This is a genomic window from Klebsiella sp. MS 92-3, assembly GCF_000195655.1.
Taxonomy (GTDB): domain Bacteria; phylum Pseudomonadota; class Gammaproteobacteria; order Enterobacterales; family Enterobacteriaceae; genus Klebsiella; species Klebsiella pneumoniae.
Window position 1 is genome coordinate 12619 of sequence record NZ_GL882751.1, and the last position, 15662, is coordinate 28280.

Below are 15662 nucleotides of genomic sequence, written 5' to 3' on the forward strand. Positions count from 1 at the left end.
CCCCCCCCCCCCCCCCCCCGCGGGGGGGGCGCCCTCCCGCCAGCCTCGACGCCGATCGCTACTTTTCGTCGAGCAGCGCCTGGCGCGGGTTCATCAGCTATCGCTCGCCGTGGAATTCCACCCGCCTGGTGGTGGTGGCGCTGGCCAGCAATGATGACCAGCTGGCGCGACTGAAGACCGATCTGGACTCGCCGCGCATTAACGCCGGGATCCGCGGCGATACCGCGGTGATCACCAGCGATAACGGGGTGCGCAGCTTCCAGGTGAGTACGCCGTTCCCCAGCGGTCAGATGCCGTGGTACATGATGGCGGTCTGGTATGCCAGCCAGCACTCAGGTTTCCTGGCGGTGCTGGGGCTGATTGCCACCTCGATAATGGGACTGGCGCTGACCGCGATGTTTAAACGTCACGCCCGTAAGCGTCTGGGTTCGGGGGATAACCAATGAAAAGAAAAATAATAATAACGATGAAAAACACCCGTCGGCTCACCACGTTCTGCCTCACCGGCGCGTTGACTCTCGCTGCCTCGGGCGGCGCGCTGGCGGCGGGGAACGACGCGGCGCTACAGGCGCTGTTCGCTCAGGCCAACTACTGGCATGAGAAATCTCATGACGAGCTGGCGATGGAGTCCCTGCAGAAGGTGCTCTCGGTGGATGCCAACAACACCCAGGCGCTTTATCTGATGGCGCTCTGGTCGCAGCAGGGCGGCGATATGCAGGCGGCGGCGCAGTGGCGCGCGCGGCTGGCGAAAGCGGCCCCTGACAGCCCGGGATTACAGGATCTGGACAACGCCAAAAAGATGTCGCAGGTGCCGCAGGGCCAGCTCAGCCTGGCCCGCCAGCAGGCGCGCGGAGGCAATATCCCCGGGGCGCTGGCGACCTGGCGCAGTATGTTCAATGGCAATACGCCGCCTGCCGGGCTGGCGGCGGAATATTACCTGACCATGGCCAGCGACAAATCGCTCTATCCGCAGGCTATCAGCGAGCTGCGCCAGTACGTGGCGCAGCATCCGCAGGAGAACGCCCCGCGGGTGGCGTTGGGCAAAGCGTTAACCTGGCGGGAAGAGACTCGCCGGGAAGGGATCGCCCTGCTCGAGCCGATGGCCAGCGGCAATAAAGAGGCGGACAGCGGCTTGCGCCAGGCGCTGCTCTGGCTGGGCCCGCAGGCCGGGGATGAGCAGTATTACGACACCTGGATGCAGCGGCATCCCCAGGACAGCGAAGTTCAGAATTACTTTCGCCAACGGCGCAGCGGTCAGGCGCGCGGCCAGGGCTACGCCAATCTCAACAGCGGCAATACCGCCGCCGCGAAGCAGCAGTTTGAAGAGGTATTGCAGACCAACCCCCAGGATGCCGATGCGCTGGCGGGCATGGGCTATATCGCCCAGCGCAGCGGCGACTACCAGGCCGCGTCGCAGTATTTGAGCCGGGCCGCGGACCTCGGCGGCGACGCCTCGGCGACCCGTCGTCAGCAGGCGGCCGATGCGCTGTTCTACGGCCAGCTGGCGCAGGCCCAGCAGGCCTATAAGCAGGGCAATATCAGCCAGGCGCTGGCGCTCTCCGCGCCGTTGGCGCAGCAGAGCGGGGCGCAGGGCGCCTCGGCGAAGCTGTTCCGCGCCGATGTGCTGCGGCACAACAAAGATTTGCCCCAGGCGGAGCAAACGCTGCGCTCACTGTTAAATGACGATCCGCAGAACGCGGCGGCGCGGGAAAACCTCTATTACGTGCTGCGCGAGCAGAATAAATCCGCCGAGGCGCAGGCGATGCTGCAGACGCTCCCGCAGAGCCTGCGGCAAAAACTGCAGCCGCGGGTGGTGGCCGGTATGCCGGGCGATGCCCTGCGCCGTCAGGCCCAGGCGCAGGTCAGCAGCGGTAACCCAGCCGGCGCCATTGCCACCCTGCGCGAAGGCGTCGCCCGCTATCCGGACGATCCCTGGCTGCGCCTCGACCTGGCCCGGCTGCTGCAAAAATCGGGTAACGGCAGCGAGGCCTCTTCGCTGATGTCGGCGGCCTATCGCCCCGGCGCCAGCAACAGTGCGCTGTATGCCGCCGCCCTGTTTGCCAGCGAAAACGGCGCCTGGCAGCAGGCGCAGACGCTGCTGGCGCGCATTCCCGGCGGCAGCCAGACCAGCGACATGCGCGATTTGCGCCAGCGGGTGAACTACAACCTGCAGTTGGTGACGGCCGAAAACTACCTGGCGCAGGGCAATACCATCGCCGCCAGCAATACCCTGCGGGCGATGGCCTCCACGCCGCCAAAAGCCCCGGCGGACGCCGGCAAGCTGGCGCGTCTGCTGGCCGAGAGCGGCGACCTGACCACCGCGGTCTCGCTGGTGCGCAACAATATCAGCAGCGGCGTATCCGGCAATGCCGGGGATTACGCCGATCAGATCGCCGTCCTGAATCAGGCCGGGCTAACCGGCGAGGCGCAGAACCTGATCAGCAATCCGCAGCTGCAGGCCAGCAGTACGCCGACGCAGCTGGCGAGCATTCGCAATGGCTATGTGATCAACGAAGCCGACCGCCTGCGCGAGCAGGGCAATTACGCTGCGGCGTATGACAAGCTGATCCGCGCTATGCAAAGCGATCCGCAAAATACCGATCTGATGTTCGCCATGGCGCGGCTGTACCAGAGCGGCAAAATGAACAAAGAGGCCGGGGTGGTCTATGACTACCTTATGACGCGCGATACGCCGAACCAGGATGCGCGCGCCGGGGCCATCGACGTGGCGCTGTCGGCGGGGAACAACGATCGCGCTGAACAGCTGGCCGGCGGTTTGCGCCAGGATAACTCCCCGGATCGCCTGCTGCTGCTGGCGAGAGTGGCGGAGGCCCAGGGACATCATCAGCAGGCGATGACCTATCTGCGCAGCGCCCGCGGCAAACTGCTGGGCATGCAAAGCACCAACAGTAGCGAAACGCCGACCGTCGGCGGGGTGCTGGCGGCGGATAACCCCTTTATCGGCGTGTCGCAAACGTCGGCGCCGACGCGGACGGCCTCCGCCTACGGGCAGTACATGCCGTGGCAGGTTGCCCAGTCGGCCGCCGCGCCTGGTTCCACGCTGCCGGGGATCCAGCGCACCGATCTGCCGGTGGACACCGCCCAGACGCGGATGCTGCGTCAGGTGGACACCATGATGGAGTCGCTGCAGGAGAAAACCGGCAGCTGGCTGCAGGGGGGAATGGACGTGCGTGGACGCGACGGCGAATCGGGCACCAGCAAGCTGACGGAGCTCCGGACGCCGCTGACCTGGTCATCCTCGCCGTTTGGCGACTCGCGCTTTGACTTTACCGTCACCCCGGTGTCGTTGAACGCCGGGACCGCCAGCGGCGACGCCTGGCGTCGCTACGGCGCCAACCCGCTGGCTAACGCGGTCTCCAACATGGTGAGTACCGCCACCAGCGAGCAGGCGGCGATCGCCTCGATGACCGAGGCGGAGCGGACGGCCTATTTCGCCAGCAATCCAGGGGCCGAGGCGTTAAGCGGCCTCGGCACCCTGAACGCGGCAGATTTCAATCCGACCACCAACAGCGGGATGGAAAACCTGGCGAAGCTCGGGAGCTATGATGCGGGGCAGGTGGCCAGCTATCTCTCTTCGTCCAGCCGCAAGCCGAACGTTGACCAGACCAGCGGCTCGACCGATTCGCAGAAGGCCAACGGCGTCGAACTGGCGCTGGCGTTAAGCGGTGACGATTACCGGGTCGATATCGGCAGCACGCCGTTGGGCCAGGATCTTAATACCGTAGTCGGCGGGGTGAAATGGTCGCCCAAGCTGACCAACTATCTGTCGCTGATCCTCACCGGCGAACGCCGCTCGCTAACCGACAGCCTGCTTTCCTACGTGGGTCTGAAAGACGCCTATTCCGGGAAAACCTGGGGGCAGGTGACGAAAAACGGCGGCACCCTGCAGCTGAGCTATGACGACGGCGACGCGGGCTTCTATGTCGGCGGCGGTGGATACAGCTATCTGGGGCAGAACGTCGCCAGCAACACCAGTATCAACGCCAATGCCGGGGTCTATCTTCGTCCCTACCATGACGAATACCGCCAGCTGCAGGCCGGGTTGAGCATGAGCTATATGGATTACTCCAAAAACCTCAGCTACTTCACCTATGGTCAGGGGGGCTACTTTAGTCCGCAAAACTACGTCAGCGTATCGCTGCCGGTCAGTCTGACGGAGAAATATGATAACTGGACCATGAAGCTCGGCGGCTCGGTGGGCTATCAGTCTTACAGTCAGGATAAGAGCGCCTATTTCCCGACCAATTCGGAGTGGCAGCAGACCCTGGAGACGGCGGTGAGCAATGGGTTTGCCAAGGAAGCCTACTACTCCGCGACCTCGAAGAGCGGCATAGGGTATACCCTGCGCGCCGGGGCGGATTACAAGGTCAACAAACAAATGACCCTGGGGGGTCAGATTGGCTATGACACCTTCGGGGATTATAACGAAAGCACCGCCGGGCTCTATATTCGCTATATGTTAGGAGATCATTGATGATGACGGAGAACAATAACCCGGTGGTGATGACCTGGTTTCAGCAGCAGCAGACGCCTGCCGGATGGTTCGATCTGTTGATTATTATGATCGAAGGTATGCTAAATAATGCCGGCGAGCTGGAAAGCCAGCCCTTCCTGCGTCAGATGGGCGCCTCGCTGGCGGAGACCCATCCGCTGCCGGCGTCGGAGACGGTGGGGGATCTGGAGGCCAATATCAACCGGCTGCTGACTCATTTTCACTGGGGCGTGGTGACCATCGATGTCGGTGAGGACGGCCTGCGCCTGCGCCATCAGGCGTTGCCGGTCAGCCGCGACGAAGCGGGGCGCGTGCGCTGGTGCAACGCGTTCTGTGCCATACTCGAGGGGTTATATTCTCGCTGGCTGCAGAGTCAGGGAGGCAGTGCCCACGTGATACTGCAGCGTGAGCGGGTGTTCTCCGTCTCTGACGTTCAGTTTCTCTACTACCATCCATAAAGAGTGAATTTATGCCCCTGCGTGCTTTAGTGGCGGGGATAGTGACAACGGTAGTGATGCTGGTGCCCAGGGCGTGGGCGGATACGGCCTGGGAGCGCTATAAGGCCCGTTTTATGATGCCGGATGGTCGTATCATTGATACCGCCAATGGCAATGTGTCGCATACGGAAGGTCAGGGCTTCGCCATGCTCCTGGCGGTGGCGAATAACGATCGTCCGGCGTTCGACAAGCTGTGGCAGTGGACGGACAACACCCTGCGCAACAAGTCTAACGGGTTGTTTTACTGGCGCTATAACCCGGTGGCGCCGGACCCTATCGCCGATAAAAACAACGCCTCCGATGGCGATACCCTGATCGCCTGGGCGCTGCTGCGCGCGCAAAAGCAGTGGCAGGATAAGCGCTATGCGATTGCCTCTGACGCCATCACCGCCGCCCTGCTGAAGTCTACGGTGGTGACTTTCGCCGGTCGCCAGGTGATGCTCCCGGGCGTGAAAGGGTTCAACCTCAATGATCACCTGAACCTTAACCCTTCCTATTTCATCTTCCCGGCCTGGCGCGCCTTCGCGGAGCGGACGCATCTCACCGCCTGGCGGACATTGCAGAGCGACGGACAGGCGCTGCTGGGGCAGATGGGCTGGGGGAAATCACATCTACCCAGCGACTGGGTGGCGCTGCGGGCGGATGGCAAGATGCTGCCAGCCAAAGAGTGGCCGCCGCGGATGAGTTTCGATGCGATCCGTATCCCGCTGTATCTCTCGTGGGCCGATCCGCACAGCGCCTTGCTCGCGCCCTGGAAGGCCTGGATGCAGAGTTACCCGCGCCTGCAAACCCCGGCGTGGATCAACGTCAGCACCAACGAGGTGGCCCCCTGGTATATGGCCGGCGGCCTGTTGGCGGTGCGCGATCTGACGCTGGGTGAACCGCAGGAGGCGCCGCAGATTGACGACAAGGATGATTATTACTCTGCCAGCCTCAAGCTGTTGGTCTGGCTGGCGAAACAGGATCAGCGCTAAATACGGTGATTGATTTGCCGCCTTCCCCGCCCGTATGCCTGCGGGCTGAGAAGGTGGAATGGGAACCTCTCACGATGTAAGGCCGCCAACATAGGCGGCCTTGTCGCTTATTGCGGATAAGGCACCCAGCTACCGCCATTCAGCTGGACATAAGGCTTGCCCTGATACTGGATGACGATGGCGTTGGCGTTCTCGGACACCGCCGCGCTCTGCGGCAGGTTGGCGACATACTGCTGCCAGTTGACGCTGTCCTCGCTGAACATTTTGCCGTCGAGGGCGCGCACCACCAGCTCCGACACCGCCAGATAACTGCTGGGCTGATCGATGATAATCGGCGCCCCTTCATGCGGCGCCTTCATGCCGAAGAATTTCACCGCCGTCGGGACGTTAGTGATCGACGGGCTTGGAATATCGCGCAGGCCAGATACCTGCATCTTATCGCCCTTCAGCGCGCCGCCGTGTTCCGGCACCACCACCACCATCACTTTCCGCCCCGATTTCTCCAGCTCGGTGAAGAAGTTATCCAGGTCATCAAACAGCTTCTGCGCCCGCACTTTGTAGTCTGCGGTTTTGCTTTGTCCCGGGAAGTGGTTGCCGTCATGCAGCGGCAGGGTGTTATAGAAGGTGGCGTTCCGCGGATTGCTGCTGGCCTCTTCGGTCTTCAGCCAGCGGTTGAGGACCGCCAGATCCTCATACACCGGGGAGCCGTCAAACGCCTGCAGGCTGACCGGCAGGCCGGTCTGGTCCATCAGCGGACTCTGCATACCGCCCAGCGAACGCAGCTCTTTCAGGAAGTCGCCGAACAGACCGTTATGGCCGAGCATCAGCTGCTGGTTGAAGCCGAGCTTCGCCAGGTTTTCAAACAGGTAGCAGTCGGCGCCGGACGGCTGATACAGGTTAGTATGCGACAGCTGGCCGCAGCTGGCGCGCAGCAGGCGCACCGCCGCCGGGCCGCTGTAGGAGGTCGCGGAGTTAAAGTTTTTGAAGACAATATCAAAGTGCTTCCATAGCGGATGATCCATCAGACCGGCGGCTTCAATATCCGACCAGGAGAGGGAGCAGATGTTGATCACCAGCAGGTCAAACGGCTGCGCATCCGCCGGCAGCTGGTCCGGGAACGGCGTCTTGCGCTTCTGCTCGGCGGCATAGAAAGCGTTCAGCCAGTTGGTCAGGTTGGCTGAGGTCGGCGGCTCGGTCTGCGGCGGAATATCGCTGTTGGCGGGGCTGGACGCGGCGCCAGCGGCGGCGTTGGCCCCGGTATTGGCCTGTGCGGTCGTGGCGGCGGCCGTGGTGGGCTGACCGGAGGGCCATAGGGTAAAGGCCGGCAGCAGCGGGCTGACCGCCAGCCAGACGACCATTGCCGAGACAAACACGGTGACGCGCAGCCACTGGCTGATAAACAACCATAGCACCAGCAAAACAAAGAAGGCGCCAACCATGCTCCAGTTGATAAAGCGGACAATCAGATCCCAGATATAGCTGGCGCTGAAGCCGGCGATTTGCGACCCCTGGCTAAAAATCGACTCTGGCCCGGGCAGCCAGGTATCGTGCCAGAACAGCGCGAATCCCAGCGGAATAGCGATCCAGTGGCGGATACGGTGTAGCTTTTCGCGCGGGATCGGCACCAGCAGAAAGGCGAGAAATACCAGGTTCAGCATCGGATGGAAATTGAGATACCCGGCCCACAGCAGGGCAAACTTGACCAGAAAGTAGAAGTTCCAGCCGCCAAGGCCGCGCCAGTACTGCCAGAGCGGAAGCGGTGCCGCGGTCGTTTTTTTATTTGTCATTTGTTCGCTTTGCCTTGCTTAACCGTTGTTCCCCGGCGTAATACCCCTGCCGGTTTCACGTAACGGGGTTTAAAGAACATCAGTCTTAACGTCGTGCGGATCCGGCGCTGATAGTGGCGCGTCAGGTAGCCCAGCGGAAAAAACAGCAGGGCGCAGAGCACCACCAGTTGCAGAATATCGGCGAGAGACATCATCAGGCTTGCTCCTCGCGGGTGGTTAACCGGTGTGGTTCGGGGTAGCGTCGCCAGTGGCGTCCATCGTGGGTGGCGTTAATGGTCTCGTTTTTACCGACCGAGAGAGGCAGCGGCGTGTTCCAGCGCGCCGGCTCGACGCCGCGCATGATTACGATTTCCGAGAGGATTTGCTTGTCCTCAAACCACACCATACGGTTAGAAAAAATATCGCCGGTCGGCAGCGGGAAAATGTGGTTTAGCGCGGTATCGAGGTCATTGATCCGGCAAAACGACAAAAACAGCACCAGCCGGTTATTGCCGATGGTCATGATGTCGCCCATCCGGTTAGGTTTGCATAACGTCAGCGCCTGCTCAACGCGCAGCCCCGGCGCCGGGCGCAGGGCCACCATCACGCCTTTGCTGTCGGGTGGAAGCAGGGTATTGGTCATCACGTTGTGCACCGCTTCGCAGAAGGCATCCCACTTCTGGTAGCCGCGCAGCTTTAACGGCTGGCTCCAGGTCAGCAGGGTGGCAAAATCTTCCGGGATATGGCGGGAGAACTTTTGGTTCTGTACGCTTTCGATTAGCGTCAGGCAGCGGGAGAGCGATGCGCTGCTGGGGATCACCAGGCTGGCGCCGCTGCTGAGCAGTAGCCGCTCATCGGTCGCGCGCAGGCTCGGGGTTTGTTCACGGACGATGATTTTCAGCGCCGTACCGCGCTGGCGACGCAGGGTATGAATATAGCGGCCCAGCTGTTCAATTTGCGTATTTTGGGTAATGGAGAAGAGGATCGTCGCCGCTTGCGCGGTGCGCCCGGCGTTGAAGACCTCGTCGTTGGTGTCAAACAGCGTCCAGTATTCCGACAGCGGCGGGGCGCCTTCCAGCACGCGCACATGGCTGAGGATCGCTTTTTCGTCGCTGCGCGGCTGCACGCTGGTTTCAGCGTCCTGCGCTAATCGCCAGCCGGCGTCATCATGTTGCACCATCAGCTGCTGTTGGGCGCTGATACCCTTATCGCTTCCCCACCAGGCAATATCAAAGATATGCCGGTCGCCCTGGTAACGAATACTTGCCAGTCCGGAAAGGGAGCGGTACTCACGTAATAAGGGAGTCAGCTGCCGATCGATATCCTGCGCGGAATTGATCGCTAAGAACGCGCAACGGTGATATTGCGCCCAGCGGCTGGTCTTTTCTACCCAGGCGCATAACTTTTCATTATTTATATTTTGCCAGGCATTTTCAGCGCATAGCAGAATAAACAAATAATTGCCAGGTTCGAGGGAGCAGACTAAATCGCGGTGTATTTCCTCCAGCGCCTGCGGGCGATTCGGCAGGGTGAACAGCGCGATATTATCCGGACCGTGAGTATGATCTAAGGAAATGATATCCTTGGGTTTGTTTCCCATAACCAGCGCGGCAACGTGGCTGTTTTTCGCCTGCGCGGCCAGCGTCTGATTAAACAGGCTGACGGCATCGGCATAACGGTCGACGTTGAGCCACCATACTCCGCCGACCGGCATATGGCACACTTCATCCCATAATGATGAAATACCCAAAGTAAATACATTATCCACGGCATCCCTCGTGCGCCCTGATTGACACTGAATAAGTTTACTAGCGAAACCGACAGAGTAAACCTAACATTGAAATTAAAGGTCATCAGTTTTAGCATGTACACCTGCTTTTAAGGATGAGCTGTATACGTCCTCTGGTTTAATAATAAATTTCGAACGGACAGAGATATGCCAGCAAAAGATCCTGCGGTACCCACGGACGCCACGCTGGGGTACACCTTTCAAAATGATTTTCTGGCGCTTAGCCGGGCATTTTCCCTGCCGGATATTGATTATCATGATATTTCCAGGCGCGAACAGCTGAACGCGGCGCTGAAGCGCTGGCCGCTGCTGGCAGAGTTTGCAGAGAAAAAATAAGGAAGCCGGAGATGGCTATTCTGGGATTACAGGGCGTGCGCGGGGGAACTGGCGTCACGTCCATTACGGCTGCACTCGCCTGGGCCCTGCAATTGCTCGGTGAAAGCGTGCTGGCGATCGACGCCAGCCCGGATAATATGCTGCGCTTTTTCTTTAATACCGATATCCATCATCAGGACGGCTGGGCGCGGGCGCTGCTCGACGGCCGGGACTGGCGTGACGCGGGCTTGCGCTATACGCAGCATATCGATCTGCTGCCGTTTGGCCAGCTCAGCGCCGGCGAAAGAGAAAATGTCGACCAGCTGCAGCCCACCCTGGGGGCGATAGCGGAGGCAGTACAGCAGCTACAGGGCCAGTACCGCTGGCTGCTGCTGGATCTGCCGGCGGGTTATTCGCCGTTGACTCGCGAGCTGCTGACGCTTTGCGATCGCTCGCTGGTGGTGGTTCATCCCGACGCCAATAGCCATATCCGTCTACACCAGCAGCCCCTCCCGGCCAACGGCGATATTCTGATTAACGATCTGCGGGTCGGCAGCCAGCTGCAGGAAGATCTCTACCAGCTGTGGCTGGAGAGCCAGCCGCGCATCCTGCCGGTGACGATTCACCGCGACGAGGCGATGGCCGAGTGCCTGGCGGCGAAACAACCTCTTGGGGAGTATCGTCAGGATTCGCTGGCGGCGGAAGAGGTGCTGACCCTGGCGAACTGGTGCCTGATCCACTATTCCGCCGGGAGAGCGGCATGATCCGCCTCAGTACGCTGCTGCTGGCCCCGCCGGTGGGGGAGCGGCTGCGTGCGCGCTATGATGACTATCGGCAGCACGGCGCTTCGTGGCTGTCGGCGTCGCTTGGCTGTCTGTGGGCGTCGCTGGTCTGGGCGCTGATGCCGCTGGAGACGCCGCGCTGGCAGGCGATTCTGGCCCGCCATGAAACCTATTTTCCCCACATAAATCCGCATCGCCCGCGTCCGCTGGATCCGCTGCGCTACCTGCTGCAATCCCTGTGGTTACTGACGACGCGCGTGCCGGAGCCGGAGAAAAAGGTCAACTGGCGTTCGCTGGCGGCGCTGGAAGGGGTGCACGGTCGCTATACGCAGTGGCTGGAAAAATTGCCTGAGCAGATGAACGCCCGCACCGGCCATCTGGATAAACAGAAAGAGCTGGCGCACCTCAATCCTAAACTGCGCCGGGCGATCCTTGGGGGGGTGACCTTCTGCTCGCTGGTGCTGGCGCTGATGTGTATTACGCAGCCCTTTAACCCGCTGTCGCAGTTTATCTTCCTGATGCTGCTGTGGGGCGTGGCGCTGCTGGTGCGACGCATCCCGGGCCGTTTCTCGGCGCTGATGCTGATCGTGCTGTCGCTGACGGTGTCGTGCCGCTATATCTGGTGGCGCTATACCTCGACGCTGAACTGGAACGACCCGGTAAGTCTGGTGTGCGGGATCATTCTGCTGTTCGCAGAGACCTACGCCTGGGTGGTGCTGGTGCTGGGCTACTTCCAGGTGGTCTGGCCGCTGAATCGCCAGCCGGTGCCGCTGCCGGAGGACATGGATTTGTGGCCAACTGTGGACATCTTCGTCCCCACCTATAACGAAGATCTCAACGTGGTGAAAAACACCATTTACGCCTCGCAGGGTATCGACTGGCCGAAGGACAAGCTGAACATCTGGATCCTCGACGACGGCGGACGGGAAGCGTTTCGCCAGTTTGCCAAAGATGTTGGGGTGCACTATATCGCCCGCACCAGCCACGAACACGCCAAGGCCGGCAACATCAATAATGCGCTGAAATATGCCAAAGGGGAGTTCGTCTCGATCTTTGACTGCGACCATGTGCCGACGCGCTCGTTTCTGCAGATGACCATGGGCTGGTTCCTGAAAGAGAAAGAGCTGGCGATGATGCAGACCCCGCACCACTTCTTCTCGCCCGATCCCTTTGAGCGCAACCTTGGTCGTTTTCGCAAAACGCCGAACGAAGGGACGTTATTCTACGGCCTGGTGCAGGACGGGAACGACATGTGGGACGCCACCTTCTTCTGCGGCTCCTGCGCCGTTATCCGCCGCGGCCCGCTGGATGAAATTGGCGGGATAGCCGTCGAAACGGTGACCGAAGATGCCCACACCTCGCTGCGTCTGCACCGGCGGGGATATACCTCCGCCTATATGCGTATTCCGCAGGCGGCGGGGCTGGCGACGGAGAGTTTATCCGCGCATATCGGCCAGCGCATCCGCTGGGCGCGCGGGATGGTGCAGATATTCCGCCTCGATAATCCGCTGTTTGGCAAAGGCCTGAAGCTGGTGCAGCGCGTCTGCTACGCCAACGCCATGCTTCACTTTCTCTCCGGTATTCCGCGCCTCATCTTCCTCACGGCGCCGCTGGCCTTTTTGCTGCTCCATGCCTATATCATTTATGCGCCAGCGCTGATGATCGCGCTATTCGTGTTGCCGCACATGATCCACGCCAGCCTGACCAACTCGAAGATTCAGGGCAAATATCGCCATTCGTTCTGGAGTGAAATTTACGAGACGGTGCTGGCCTGGTATATCGCGCCGCCCACTTTTGTGGCGCTGATCAACCCGCATAAAGGCAAGTTCAACGTCACCGCGAAGGGCGGGCTGGTGGAAGAGGAGTATGTCGACTGGGTGATCTCCCGACCCTATATCTACCTGGTGCTGCTCAATCTGGTCGGCGTCGCGGTGGGGATCTGGCGCTTCATGTACGGCCCGGAAAATGAAATCCTCACCGTCTGGGTGAGTATTGTCTGGGTATTCTACAACCTGATTATTCTTGGCGGCGCGGTGGCGGTCTCGGTTGAAAGCAAGCAGGTTCGCCGTTCGCACCGTGTCGAAATGAGCATGCCGGCGGCTATCGCCCGCGAAGATGGTCACCTGTTCTCCTGCACCGTCCACGACTATTCCGACGGCGGACTGGGGATCAAAATTAACGGCGACGCGCAGGTGCTGGAAGGCCAGAACGCCAGGCTGCTGCTCAAACGGGGACAGCAGGAGTATGCCTTCCCGGTCAGGGTCGCGCGGGTCAACGGCAGCGAAGTGGGGCTCCAGCTGCTGCCGTTAACCAACCAGCAGCATATCGATTTTGTGCAGTGTACGTTTGCCCGCGCTGATACGTGGGCGCTTTGGCAGGATAGCTTCCCGGAAGATAAGCCGATGGAAAGCCTGCTGGATATCCTCAAGCTGGGCTTCCGTGGCTATCGTCACCTGGCGGAGTTTTCGCCGCCGTCGGTGAAGGTGGTTTTCCGCGCGCTCACTTCGCTGGTGGCCTGGATAGCGTCGTTTGTACCCCGACGCCCTGAACGCGCCGCGCCGACGCTCTCCGCAGACCCGGCAATGGCTCAACAATGATGATAATGCGATGAAAAGAAAACTTTCCTGGATGTGTGCAGTAGCGGTGGGCATGTGCAGCTGGTATCCACTGGCCTCTTATGCGGCGCCGGCCGCGGTGGCGAACGCTGCCCCTGGCGTTCAGCCGCAGGCCGCGACCCCGGCTGCGCCGATCGTGGTGGGCGAGCCGACGGCGACCCTCGCCGAACCGACCGCTCCGGCGGCGGTGGCCGAGAACGTGCCGCAGCGGGAGGTGAAGCTGAGCTTTGCCACCATCGCGCCGCCGCCCGGCAGCATCGTGCTGCGCGGCTCACGGCCTGACGCGTCGGTCGAATTCGGCATGCGCAGCGATGAGCTGGTCGCCAACGCGCTGCTCAATCTGGAATACACCCCATCGCCCTCGCTGCTGCCCGTGCAGTCGCAGTTGAAGGTCTATCTTAACGATGAGCTGATGGGCGTCCTGCCCGTCACCAAAGAGCAGCTGGGGAAAAAGATCCGCGCGCAGCTGCCGATTGACCCGCTGTACATCACCGACTTCAACCGCGTACGGCTGGAGTTTGTCGGCCACTACCGCGACGTCTGCGAAAACCCGGCCAGCAGCACGCTGTGGCTGGACGTCGGACGCGAAAGCTATCTGGATCTCACCTACCAGTCGCTGAAGGTAAATAACGATCTGTCACACTTCCCGGTGCCGTTCTACGATCCGCGCGATAACCGCCCGCTGAAGCTGCCGATGATTTTCCCGGGCTCGCCAGCGGTCACCCAGCAGCAGGCGGCGGCGATAGTCGCCTCCTGGTTCGGCAGCAAGGCCGGCTGGCGCGGCCAGCAGTTCCCGGTCTATTTCAATGAACTGCCGGATCGTAACGCCATTGTCTTCGCCACCAACGACAAGCGTCCGGACTTCCTGCGCGATCATCCGCCGGTCAAGGCGCCGACCATCGAAATGATCGACAACCCGAACGATCCCTACGTCAAGCTGCTGGTGATTTTCGGCCGCGATGATAACGACCTGCTGCTGGCGGCGAAGGGGATTGCTCAGGGCAATATTCTGTTCCGCGGCAGCAGCGTCACCGTGGACGGCATCAAAACCCTGCAGCCGCGTCAGCCTTACGACGCGCCGAACTGGGTGCGCACCGACCGTTCGGTCACCTTTGCTGAGCTGAAAACCTATGAGCAACAGCTGCAGTCCAGCGGCCTGGTGCCGGATGCCATCACCGTGGCGCTTAACCTGCCGCCGGATCTCTATCTGCTGCGGGCCAACGGCATCGATATGGATCTGAAATACCGCTACACCATGCCGCCGGTGAAGGACAGCTCGCGGATGGATATCAGCCTCAACGACCAGTTCCTGCAGTCGTTCAGCCTTAACAGCTCCCAGGACGTGAACAAACTGATCCTGCGCCTGCCGGTGCTGCAGGGGCTGCTGGACGGCAAATCGGAGGTCACCATCCCCGCGCTGCGTCTTGGGGCGGTCAACCAGCTGCGCTTTGACTTCCAGTATATGAACCCGATGCCCGGCGGCTCCATCGACAACTGTATTACCTTCCAGCCGGTGCAGAACCACGTGGTGATCGGCGACGATTCGACCATCGACTTCTCGAAGTATTATCACTTTATCGCCTTGCCGGACCTGCGCGTCTTCGCCAATGCGGGCTTCCCTTACAGCCGTATGGCGGACCTTTCCGACACGCTGGTGGTGGTGCCGAAGGCGCCGACCCAGGGCCAGGTGGCGACGCTGCTGCAGGCGCTGGGGGGCATCGGTTCGCAGACCGGTCTGGCGGCGATTAATCTGCAAATGACCGACGATGGCAACCAGATCAAGAACAAAGATGCGGATCTGCTGCTGATCGGCGCGATCCCGTCGTCGCTCAAGGACGACACCAAAATCAACCTGCTGGTCGAGGCGACCAAAAGCTGGGTGAAAATGCCGATGCGCCACTATGACCTGGCGAGCATTTATCCCGACGATGAGGCCCGCACGCCCAATACCCGCACCGACATTACCTCTTCCGGGCCGATGGCGGCGGTGATTGGCTTCCAGTCGCCGTATAACGATCAGCGCAGCGTGGTGGCCCTGCTGGCCGACAGCCCGCGCGGAAATGAACTGCTGACCAACGCCCTCAACGACAGCGGTAAGCGGGCAGCGATGTTTGGCTCGGTGGCGGTGATCCGCGAATCCGGCGTCAACAGTCTGCGGGTGGGGGATATTTACTACGTGGGTCATCTGCCCTGGTTCGAGCGCATCTGGTTCGCGCTCTCTAACCACCCGATACTGCTGGCGATCTTCGCCGCCATCAGCATTGTGCTGCTGGCATGGGTGCTGTGGCGCATGCTGCGCATCATCAGCCGCCGCCGTCTTAGCCTGGATGATGAGTAAACCATGATGAAAGTACTTTGTGGCGCGGTGCTCTCGGCGCTGCTGCTGGCGGCGGGGCCGGGGGGGGGCGCCC

The 15662-nt window shown here is 61.1% G+C and carries 10 protein-coding genes and 1 pseudogene; 8 read left to right on the forward strand and 3 right to left on the reverse strand.

The features are described 5' to 3' along the window. The 4 genes and pseudogenes from HMPREF9538_RS0126985 to HMPREF9538_RS22160 all read left to right on the forward strand — a co-directional run. Nucleotides 1-446 (forward strand): annotated as a pseudogene (locus HMPREF9538_RS0126985) (cellulose biosynthesis cyclic di-GMP-binding regulatory protein BcsB); the annotation flags it as partial. Then, entirely contained in the window at nt 443-4495 is a 4053-nt protein-coding gene (locus tag HMPREF9538_RS22170) for a cellulose biosynthesis protein BcsC (protein ID WP_009484211.1), read from the forward strand. The pseudogene HMPREF9538_RS0126985 and the gene HMPREF9538_RS22170, both read left to right, overlap by 4 nt. Next, nucleotides 4495-4971 carry a cellulose biosynthesis protein BcsD gene (bcsD, locus tag HMPREF9538_RS22165; RefSeq protein WP_002921529.1) on the forward strand — a complete coding sequence of 159 codons (477 nt, stop codon included), beginning with the start codon at nt 4495-4497 and terminating at the stop codon, nt 4969-4971. Before HMPREF9538_RS22170 ends, bcsD begins: the two co-directional genes overlap by 1 nt. 11 nt (nt 4972-4982) lie before the next feature. After that, the gene (locus tag HMPREF9538_RS22160; RefSeq protein WP_009484212.1) at nt 4983-5984 is read left to right on the forward strand and encodes a glycosyl hydrolase family 8; all 1002 of its coding nucleotides are present in this window, start codon (nt 4983-4985) and stop codon (nt 5982-5984) included. Nucleotides 5985-6091: 107 nt separating this feature from the next. On the opposite strand, the gene bcsG is transcribed toward HMPREF9538_RS22160, so the two are convergent. The 3 genes from bcsG to bcsE are packed head-to-tail and all read right to left on the reverse strand — an operon-like array spanning nt 6092 to nt 9518. Next, nucleotides 6092-7771, reverse strand: coding sequence for a cellulose biosynthesis protein BcsG (gene bcsG, locus HMPREF9538_RS22155; protein ID WP_004173944.1), 1680 nt, complete (start codon nt 7769-7771; stop codon nt 6092-6094). Further along, a complete protein-coding gene (gene bcsF, locus HMPREF9538_RS22150) occupies nt 7768-7965 on the reverse strand; it encodes a cellulose biosynthesis protein BcsF (protein WP_002921518.1) in 198 nt (65 codons plus the stop codon). The genes bcsG and bcsF overlap by 4 nt, the downstream gene beginning before the upstream one ends. After that, entirely contained in the window at nt 7965-9518 is a 1554-nt protein-coding gene (gene bcsE, locus HMPREF9538_RS22145; protein ID WP_002921516.1) for a cellulose biosynthesis protein BcsE, read from the reverse strand. The genes bcsF and bcsE overlap by 1 nt, the downstream gene beginning before the upstream one ends. A 168-nt stretch (nt 9519-9686) precedes the next feature. Between bcsE and bcsR the strand changes: the two genes are divergently transcribed. The 4 genes from bcsR to bcsB are packed head-to-tail and all read left to right on the forward strand — an operon-like array spanning nt 9687 to nt 15589. Then, nucleotides 9687-9875: a cellulose biosynthesis protein BcsR gene (bcsR, locus tag HMPREF9538_RS22140; protein ID WP_002921513.1), complete on the forward strand. Its 189-nt coding sequence runs from the start codon at nt 9687-9689 to the stop codon at nt 9873-9875. Between the two features lie 11 nt (nt 9876-9886). Then, complete coding sequence (bcsQ, locus tag HMPREF9538_RS22135) at nt 9887-10618, forward strand: cellulose biosynthesis protein BcsQ (RefSeq protein ID WP_002921510.1); 732 nt, start codon at nt 9887-9889, stop codon at nt 10616-10618. Continuing rightward, the gene (bcsA, locus tag HMPREF9538_RS22130; RefSeq protein ID WP_002921508.1) at nt 10615-13233 is read left to right on the forward strand and encodes a UDP-forming cellulose synthase catalytic subunit; all 2619 of its coding nucleotides are present in this window, start codon (nt 10615-10617) and stop codon (nt 13231-13233) included. Before bcsQ ends, bcsA begins: the two co-directional genes overlap by 4 nt. A 10-nt stretch (nt 13234-13243) precedes the next feature. After that, nucleotides 13244-15589, forward strand: a complete 2346-nt coding sequence (gene bcsB, locus HMPREF9538_RS22125) for a cellulose biosynthesis cyclic di-GMP-binding regulatory protein BcsB (protein ID WP_009484214.1) — start codon at nt 13244-13246, stop codon at nt 15587-15589. The last annotated feature ends 73 nt before the right edge of the window (nt 15590-15662 follow it).